5 protein-coding genes are annotated in these 9,195 nt (G+C 40.1%); 3 read left to right on the forward strand and 2 right to left on the reverse strand.

Annotated features, from left to right (window positions below):
• The first annotated feature begins 217 nt into the window (after positions 1–217).
• Complete coding sequence (locus MXE38_RS08415) at positions 218–3,304, forward strand: DEAD/DEAH box helicase family protein (RefSeq protein WP_246913902.1); 3,087 nt, start codon at positions 218–220, stop codon at positions 3,302–3,304.
• A gap of 1,183 nt (positions 3,305–4,487) precedes the next feature.
• The gene (locus MXE38_RS08420) at positions 4,488–4,805 is read left to right on the forward strand and encodes a hypothetical protein (RefSeq protein ID WP_246913903.1); all 318 of its coding nucleotides are present in this window, start codon (positions 4,488–4,490) and stop codon (positions 4,803–4,805) included.
• Positions 4,806–5,663: 858 nt separating this feature from the next.
• Here MXE38_RS08420 and MXE38_RS08425 read toward each other — a convergent pair.
• Together MXE38_RS08425 and MXE38_RS08430 are read right to left on the reverse strand one after the other, a co-directional pair.
• Positions 5,664–6,308 (reverse strand): hypothetical protein, encoded by a 645-nt coding sequence (locus tag MXE38_RS08425; RefSeq protein ID WP_246913904.1) that lies wholly within the window; start codon positions 6,306–6,308, stop codon positions 5,664–5,666.
• Positions 6,309–6,318: 10 nt separating this feature from the next.
• Positions 6,319–7,812 carry a hypothetical protein gene (locus tag MXE38_RS08430; RefSeq protein WP_246913905.1) on the reverse strand — a complete coding sequence of 498 codons (1,494 nt, stop codon included), beginning with the start codon at positions 7,810–7,812 and terminating at the stop codon, positions 6,319–6,321.
• Positions 7,813–8,775: 963 nt separating this feature from the next.
• Between MXE38_RS08430 and MXE38_RS08435 the strand changes: the two genes are divergently transcribed.
• On the forward strand, positions 8,776–9,090 hold the full coding sequence (locus MXE38_RS08435; protein ID WP_246913906.1) for a hypothetical protein: 315 nt from the start codon (positions 8,776–8,778) through the stop codon (positions 9,088–9,090).
• Positions 9,091–9,195: the final 105 nt, after the last annotated feature.

Raw genomic sequence — 9,195 nt, forward strand, 5'->3', positions numbered from 1 at the left:
TTACTCATTAGCACTTTGTCGCTACTCAGCATTGTATGTTGGTTTAAGTTTATTGCTTACAGCCAGTTGCCAAGTTTTCAAATTGTATAGACCATAAATGCCTGCTTGTGTTCTTGATTCTATGATTTGCTTTGTGTCTGCAATTCAATAGTTTGAGCTGAGAGCCTTGGTTTTAGTTAGCCAGTATGTGAACTTATGCACTTAATGGTGCTTTCTTATGGAATTTAAATTTAAGAAACAAGCCTATCAGACCGTGGCGGTCAATAATACGGCTGATGTCTTTTTGGGTCAGACAAACACCTCTGACTACCCGAGCAAGAATACTGGCCCAGTCTTTGATGCTAATGGCCAACAAGATCTCTTTGACCTTGCTATATGCGCTAATCATAAGGTTGATTTGGCTGGAAAAAGTGGCCCTTACAATGTAAGTGAACTCTTACTTGCCAATATTAATGCAGTACAGCAGAGAAGCAATATTATTTTGTCTTCTACATTAAGTTCAGGTAAAGAATATGGCTGCTGCGCTTTGGATATTGAAATGGAGACAGGCACAGGTAAAACCTATGTCTACATTAACACTATCTTTGAGCTTAATAAGCGCTATGGCTGGACAAAGTTTGTGGTTGTGGTACCAAGTATAGCCATTAGAGAAGGTGCTCTTAAAAGTTTTAAAATGCTAGAGCGCCATTTCTTTGATGAGTATGGTAAAAAAGCTCATTATTTTGTATACGACTCTAAACGTCTACCTGATTTAAAGCAATATGCCTATTCTCAAAATATTGAGGTCATGATTATTAATACCCAGGCCTTCAATAGTTTCGAAGAGAACGACGACAACTCTCTTGTTATCTACTCACAACGTGATGATTTTGGCTCTTACAGACCTATTGATGCTATTGCACACACAAGGCCAATTATTATTATTGATGAGCCACAAAAGGTAGCAGGTAAGTCTACGCTGAATGCTCTTAAAGAGTTTAATCCTTTGTTTACCCTAAACTATTCTGCAACTCATAAGACTCAGCATAATTGTATTTATGCTTTAGATGCCATTGATGCATTTGCTCATAAGCTAGTTAAACGTATTAGCGTTAAAGGCTTAGAATTGGTCGATCTTACTAGTTCAAATGGCTATTTGTATTTAGATGAAATTGTCATTTCTAAAGATGATCCTCAAGCTGTAATCGAACTTGAAGTTAAACGAGCCTCAGGCAAAATTGTTAGAACCAACAAGAAGCTTGATGTGAATGATAGCTTATATGAAGCCTCTTGCAAGCTAAGCCAGTATAAGGACTTGCGAATTACTGACATTAAGCCTGAAACTAACAGTGTAGTCTTATCTAATGGCACTGAGCTTATTAAAGGCCAGGTAATAGGTGATACTAGCAAAGACACAATGGAGCGCTTGCAAATACGTGAGACTATACGCTCTCATTTTGATAAAGAAGAGATCTTGTTCAATCATAATATTAAGACTTTGAGCCTCTTTTTTATTGATGAAGTAGCTAACTATCGTACTTATGACGATGATGGGGTGGCGCAGGGAGGAAAATTTGCTCAGTACTTTGAGCAAGAGTATCAATCTTTGCTCTTAGAGCGTCTTAGCAATATTGAAGAGCATTATCGCAACAGAGCACCTCAGGAGCTTAGTCATAATGCGTATTACCAGTACTTGCTTAAGACTAAGGATAATATTGCCTCCATTCATAATGGCTATTTTTCCATAGACAAAAACCGTCGTTTTAAGAATGGTACCAAAAATGATATTGCAGCTTATGACTTAATTTTACGAGATAAAGAGCGTCTGCTTAGTTTTGATGAACCTACCCGCTTTATATTTTCGCACTCTGCGTTACGTGAGGGATGGGACAATCCAAATGTCTTTCAGATTTGTACTTTGCGCCATACTAACTCTAAAATTAACATGCGCCAAGAAATTGGCCGAGGCATGCGACTGTGCGTTAATCAAAACGGCACTCGTATGGATGAGCAAGAGCTAGGACAGAGCGTACATGAGCTTAATACCCTCTCTGTAATTGCTAATGAAAGCTATGAGTCTTTTGTAGCTAACTTGCAAAAAGAGACCAAAGAAACGCTGCGCACCCGTCCTACCAAGGTTGATATCGATACTTTTGTTGATAAAACAGTAACTTTAGAGGACAAAAGTAATACTACTATCAACCATCAACAGGCAAACTCTATCTACAGCTATCTGTACGATAATGACTATATCAACGATGATGGCGTTGTGACCGACCTCTTTAAGCAGGATTTAGCCAACAACTCTCTTGCTGAAATGAGTAAGAAAATTGCTGCCTTTAAAGACTTTATGATTGAGGCAGCTAAAGCTACTTATGCAGAGGCAACGCAGTATGCCTCAATGTTGTCTAATGAAATGCGAGCAGCCAATAAGCCGCTTCACTTTACAGACAACTTTAGCAAGACTGAGTTCCAAACCTTATGGAAAAGCATCAACAATAAGTGTTTCTACACTGTTGACTATGATAGCCAAGAGCTGATTACTAAAGCTATCAAAGCGCTCAATGAGCAACTGTTGGTAGCTCAAATGAAAGTTCAAATCACCACTTCTACTCAAGTAAGTGGTACTGAGTTTGGTGAGCTTAAAACTACTCATGATAGTGATTTGGAGCTAGAACAAAGTTCTATTAAGTACGATCCTGTAGGTGAAATTGCTCAAGGAGCCAAACTCACACGTCGTACTGCTGCCGCAATCTTAAGAGGTCTAACTCAAGAGAAATTTGCGCTTTTTGCCAACAATCCTGAGAGCTTTATTGAGCAGACCACTAGGATTATTAGAGAGCAGAAAGCCAACATGATTGTAGAGCACATTACTTATGAGCCTCTAAGTGAAAAGTACAGTGCTAACATCTTTGTTGAAACCAAGCTCAAGGCTGACAAGCATTACGAGCCACGCAAGAAGCACATTACTAACGTTGTTGCCTCGGATAGCAAAATCGAGAACGACTTTGCCACTGAGCTAGAAGAGGCACAAGATGTCTGCGTCTATGCTAAATTGCCTCGTGGCTTTAAGATTCCAACCCCAGTGGGCGACTACTCTCCTGATTGGGCTGTGGTCTTTCATACTGGTCAAGTCAAGCACTTATACTTTGTTGCTGAAACTAAGGGAACTATGGAGAAAATGCAATTACGAGCCATTGAGAGTGCGAAAATTGAGTGCGCTCAAAAGCTCTATAACGTTCCATCCTCCAAGGTCAAGTATGCCCATGCCGTCACTTATAAAGACTTGCTTGATGCCGCTAAAGGCCAGATTGTAGGTTCTTAGCAGGCTTATTTGCCCTGGGGAGTATTGGCTTTATTGCTAACCCCTTGGGGCAAGTTTGCGGGTAGTTGTAATTATGGCTGCATCTGAGGCTGATGGTGAGGCTGTGGTTTTAGTCACAGTGCTTTAGTTTATCCTCAGCCTTGATTTGGAAATGGCTCTTGGTATTACTATTAGCAGTAATGTACATTGCGTATTGTCTTTAGCGTGATGCTATGAAGTGGCATTAATCCAAGCTCTGCTAAAGGGCACTAAGCTAAAGGGTATGTAGCTTTATCACCTAGCAAGTATGGATAACTGGTCTTACTACCCACATACATACATACCAGACCTAATGTCTTGGCAATTACTGCTTTACTAAGCGCAGCCATGCCTTGCTTTGCTTTGCTTTGCTTTGGCAACTGCGCTTTATTTTTCTTTGAAGAGAAGGCTCTCAGGTGCCCTGGTGAACCTTGGAAGCTTTTAGTTGGATAAAAGACAATTACACAAGTTTAGGTATGGTGGCAGTGATAGTGCTGATGGCTGTGGTTTTAGCATCAGTGCTTGCGCTTATCCTAAACCTTGCTTTGCTGTGCTGCTTTGCTTTGCGCTTAGCTGAGCTTAGCTTTGGGCATGGCTCTTGGTATTGCTTATGTTCCATAATGTACATTGCGTATGTTCTATAGCTTTATGGAATGAAGTGGCTTTAACTCTTGTTCTCTTAAAGGAAACTAAGCTAAAGAGCCTGAAAGTTTTAAACGCCCGCTCCTGATAAGACTGAATCTAAATTACTATGTAGCTGCTATCACCTCACCAAAGCTATAAGAACCTACCTTCCTACTTACCTACTTACCTTGAGACATGAATACTAACAAGCATGCATAGCATACTTGGAATGCTTTAACTTGCTCATCTGTCGTAGCTTTTGCTGCTATAAGCTATTTCCTTTGGGCGATACTTTTGGGCATATAAGGATAGTGCTTGAAAGTCCTGGCATGCCAATTTAGCGATAAATATTGTTATTAAACATTTTATTTGTAAAATTCAGATATGGATCATAAATATAATGCACTTCGCTTTAGTATAAGGCATTGTCAGATATAATTTACTCATTACAAGAGCATAGGAATATTTGCTATTGATAAGAGTGCAAGCTTCTTTCAAAGCTCTATGGCATCCTTGGTAATAATTGACAGGAGAAATAATTATGAGCGATTTAAACAACACTCAAACATCTGACAATGCAGTTAGGCCTTTACTTGAGAAAATAGCAGCCCGTGAAGCAGCTTTAGATATTCTCTCTGAGAAAGCATTAGAGCGAGCTGAGAGCAATGAATTTGCTTTTAAGCGCCTCTTAATTGAGTTTAAGGCAGCTGATTTAGTATCTGATGAAGACGACTTACGTAAAAACATTGAGCTTTATAAATCTCAAGGAATGGCTGAACCAGACCGCTTATGTTTCAGAAACAATTTAGCTGACTATGAAACTACTATGAGAGCCTTAGAGCATCATGAGCTTATTTAAGCTTAGCTCACAATGATTAAGGGCGGGCGCTATCACTTAAGCTTGGCATTGGGTAAAGAGCCTAAGGTCACCAATAAACAGACTTAACCTGTGATAGTGCCAACTCCTAAGTGGTTTAACAAAGCTCACCATTAGACTTAACAGCATCATGAGCAGCTGAGGCAAAAATCACAACCACAACCAAGTACTATCCCTTCCTCCTTGATAATGTTGAAAATGCCCAGCATTTGCCCGTCTTAACTTACAATGAAACGGGCAACATTATTGGTTGCACTGTTTCTTAAGATCTGATAATTCCTAAAACGCCCCCATCTTTAGTAAGGAATATGGCGTGGTGTAGCCTTGATTTTCTCCTTACAAGTTAATTGAGCGCTCTTTTGCCCTTTCCATAAACCACCGTATTAATGCAGGTTCTTTCCTTTTTCTAGTTTTTAGCTGATAAACTAACTTATAGCTATGCGTTTTGATACAAACGTAAAATGCTCTTTTCCTTTACTAATGTTAGAGTGCTTTCCCTCAATGAGGGAGTCAAATGCATGTTATTGCCTTTTTCTAATTTGTGGCCGATTAACCTACCTATACCGCTGCGTTTTGATACAAACATAAAGGTCTTTTCCTTTATTAATGTTAGAGCGCTTTTCCTCTATGAGGCAGTCATTAGTTCAGTTAAGCCAAACCAAACCAAACAATTCACAGTACGGCAAAGCACATCAAAGCAATGCACAGCAGTGCAGTGCAGCGCAGTGAAAAAGACTCATCATTAATAAAGGCTGTTGTGCAACGTTGCTGAGGGCTTAGGCTTAGTTAAGCACCCAAGTTCAATTGCAGCAGACCAACACTCAATTAGAGTGTTACCACCTAAATTATGGTAAAACCAAGTTCTTGCAAGTGCAGTTGCTGTTGGGTACTGAGCTCTAATTTAACATCAAGCAGACTAAGTTCTTTTTGGTTAATTATTTGTTTCCCTACCAACTGCTCCAAACAGTTATCAGGCAACTTATAGCCAAGCCATACGGCATGCTCATGCATACCTTTTAAAGAATGATGTAAGAGCGGTAGCATATCAAACGCAACATCGTGCTCTAACCATGGGTGATAATGCCACAACTGGTCGTCTTTACCAGTATTAGTGTCATTGATGGTCTTTGCCTCTGCCTCCGCCTCTGCCTCTGCCCACAACAAGAAGGTACTTTTCATGCGCTTAATTTCTTTGCCAGCCATCAATTTTTGTAAAGCTTGAGGCATATTAGCGATAAGCTCTGTGAGCTTGGAATTATCGGACTCATAATCATAAAGCTCACTATCACAACCATTAATCACACAGTCCTCTTTTGCAAAGATAATCATCATTGCTTGCTCAGAGCCATCAGAGTAGAAAAAAGCCTCTTTGCCTTTGCGCCAGTTAGTCTCATAGTGAAACTTTCTGATAAAGCTATACTGCTCTTCTACAAAGATTAGATCTAAAGCTGCTAATGATTTACAGATTAGTTTTAGATCAGCCATAGTCGGCAGGCTAAAAGTCTCTAACAAGCTCAAACTCCTCTAACAACTCGTCAATGTTTAGATAATTGCCAGGGGGCAAATCCCGCAAAATTAACCTAAGAGCCTCATAGATTTCATCTCGCTCTGTAGTCTCAATACCCTTAATGGCATTAAATACCATAGTGTATGTTCTTACTATCTCAAGGGCTTGCTCTTGGCAATCTGCCTCATCACTGTGTGCAAGCTTAATCAGCGCCGCTCTAGTCTTTTGGTAGCAACTTTTAGCCTTTTGTGTAGCACTTTTGCTAAGATGCTCTGCTCCATCCCAAGATCTAAAAGGATTGTCGACATTTTGTGCCAACCACTCAGCGCTGCGAGCTTTGGTGATTCTTAAACTAACTCCATTCTTAGCAGCCTCTTTCCAAAGCACTTTGGCAGCCTTGGCAGCCTCTTGTGGCAATGAGGCCATCCAAAACCAATTAAGTTTGGGCAAGGTTCGAGGACTAGGAATATCATGCTTACTAAAACCAAAAAGATCATAAGTAGAAAAACGCTCAAGCTTCTTAAATTCCCTTACCTGAGCAAAATTAGTTAGCAAGCCAGGTTTTCCCCATAGTCTTAGCTCTTGTAAATTCGCATGGGTGCTGACAATAGATGAAAGGTCAAAGTCTTTGATGTCTATGCCGTGAAGACTTTGTAAGTTGACCAGCTCCTGGTGCGGGCGATACTTCTCAATAAATTGGATGCTAAGCATACTGCCTTGATCATAAGCATGAATAAGACAGTTATCCTCTCCTTTGCTTTGGAACAGTAAAAACTCTACCCTTTCATCAAGATAAAGCTCTTTGAGCCCTGTCATATCTATAAGTAGTCTTCTTATCGCACACCCTCTTAAATCTAACGTGCTTTGACCGTGATTTAATAAGGTCAACTCATGAATAAAATGATTGCTTTGTAAAAACTCTATAAGATCATCATGCCAATGCTCTAAGTGCAAAGTAGATAAGCAAGGCAGCTTATTTAATTCGCAAGCAGAGCCAAAAGAAACAGTAGAATCAAAGATTGCATGAGAGCACTCTTTAACCTCATGCCCATTAATGCTGACAACTTTATCGCTATGCATGGCTCTTTTAAATGCCTGACGCTTAGCAAGCGGTATTTGTTGCCAGCAAAATTGATAGTAAACATCCTTGCCCTCATCCCAAAAGCCAAAAGTATTACAGCTCTCAGGCTCTATTAGGGGCGGCCTATTACCAACTAAAATATAATTATCAGGCACTTGAGGGCTTACCTTTAGCAAATGCAGCTCCCTTGGCCAGTACATAAAATCCTTATACAAAGGCTTGATGCTAGTAAGCGACTCTGGCTCTAAAGGCTTATCCCCTTGCCAATCTAAAGACAAAATTACAGCCATAGGCTCATCACTTTGCCCATCAGGAGGGGCAATATAAGCAACCATGCAAGCAGTATAGCGCCTTAGATTCTTATTAAAGACTGTGTAGACATCACCTTCTTTGGCAATCATTTTAGCTATCCCCTACCTAAACTCTTACTTATTTAGACTTGAGTTTACCATTCTCAAGCACTCCTTCTCCCCTCCTTTCCTTACGTTTTATGACAAAGCTCGCTACAGACTAATTTTCAAAACAAAAAATTCCCAAATGCGCTAATGACTAACTCTTACTAACCACTAAAACAAAAAACTGATACTCATGAAACGAAGCAGGTATACTACCCCTCACTTATACGTTCACTTGTCACTTCCATCAAATAATAGTCTTGGACTTACCCAAACTTGCTCCCAGAAGGCTCATTCACTAAGAGCTTAGCTATGCTTGCCATTGCGCTTGGAAACAAAGATTTGTAATTGCCCTCAAGCTTAGCTTATATCCACGATTAAGCACGGTATGGTGGTGTGTCATGGCATGCCATGGCTTCTCATGGTACTTAATGCTATGGCAAAAGATGACAAGGGGCGGCTCTTATAGCTGGATAGAGCATAGGCTATTTTGCTTTGCCATTATGCTTGTGATTGCGGCTAATATGAGGGTTGGGGCTGCGCTTTAGATGGCTTTAGGACTGAGAGGTTAGTCTTGATTGCCTTTGGGGACTTGGAAGCAAAGATATGTACTTACACCCAAGCTTAGCTTACATCTACGCTTAAGCACGGTACGGTGGCGTGGCTTGCCATGGCTTCTCATGGTACTTAATGCCATAGCAAAAGATGGCAAGGGGCTGCTCTTGGCTGCTGGATAGAGCCCTGGCTTTTTGCTTTGCCATTATGCTTGTGATTATGGCTAATATGAGGGTTTGAGCTGCGCTTTAGATGGCTTTAGGACTGAGAGGTTAGTCTTGATTGCCTTTGGGGACTTGGAACTTAGTTTTGTGCCTATAAGGTTGATAGTAATTGGACGATGGTAATTGCATTGCTATACTAATGGTTAATTGAAAACTAAGCTTATTGTTAGTAAAAGGTGGTATTTGATTTATGGTTGATAATTTACAGGGTAGAGATACGCCTAAGATTAAGGTTGCTTTTATCTGTGTCCACAACTCTTGTCGTAGCCAAATAGCAGAGGCTCTTGGAAAAAAGCTAGTAGGCGATGTCTTTGAGATTTTCAGTGCAGGCACTGAGTTAAAAGATCATATCAATCCTGATGCAGTGCGAGTAATGAAGCAAATGCACCATATTGATATGGAGCAAAGCCAGTTTAATAAGCTCTTATCTGACATACCTGAGCCTGATGTGGCTATTTTTATGGGCTGCAATGTCAGCTGTCCTACATATAGACCGACAATTTGATGCGTCAGATAAAAACAAATAATTAACGTTGTTTATAAAATATAATACAGAAGGATAAAATAGTGTAGTTTTATAGTCAGGACTTATAAGCTATTAAACACTTAT

Origin of the sequence: Anaerobiospirillum sp. NML120448 (assembly GCF_023050945.1) — a bacterium.
Lineage (GTDB): Bacteria > Pseudomonadota > Gammaproteobacteria > Enterobacterales > Succinivibrionaceae > Anaerobiospirillum.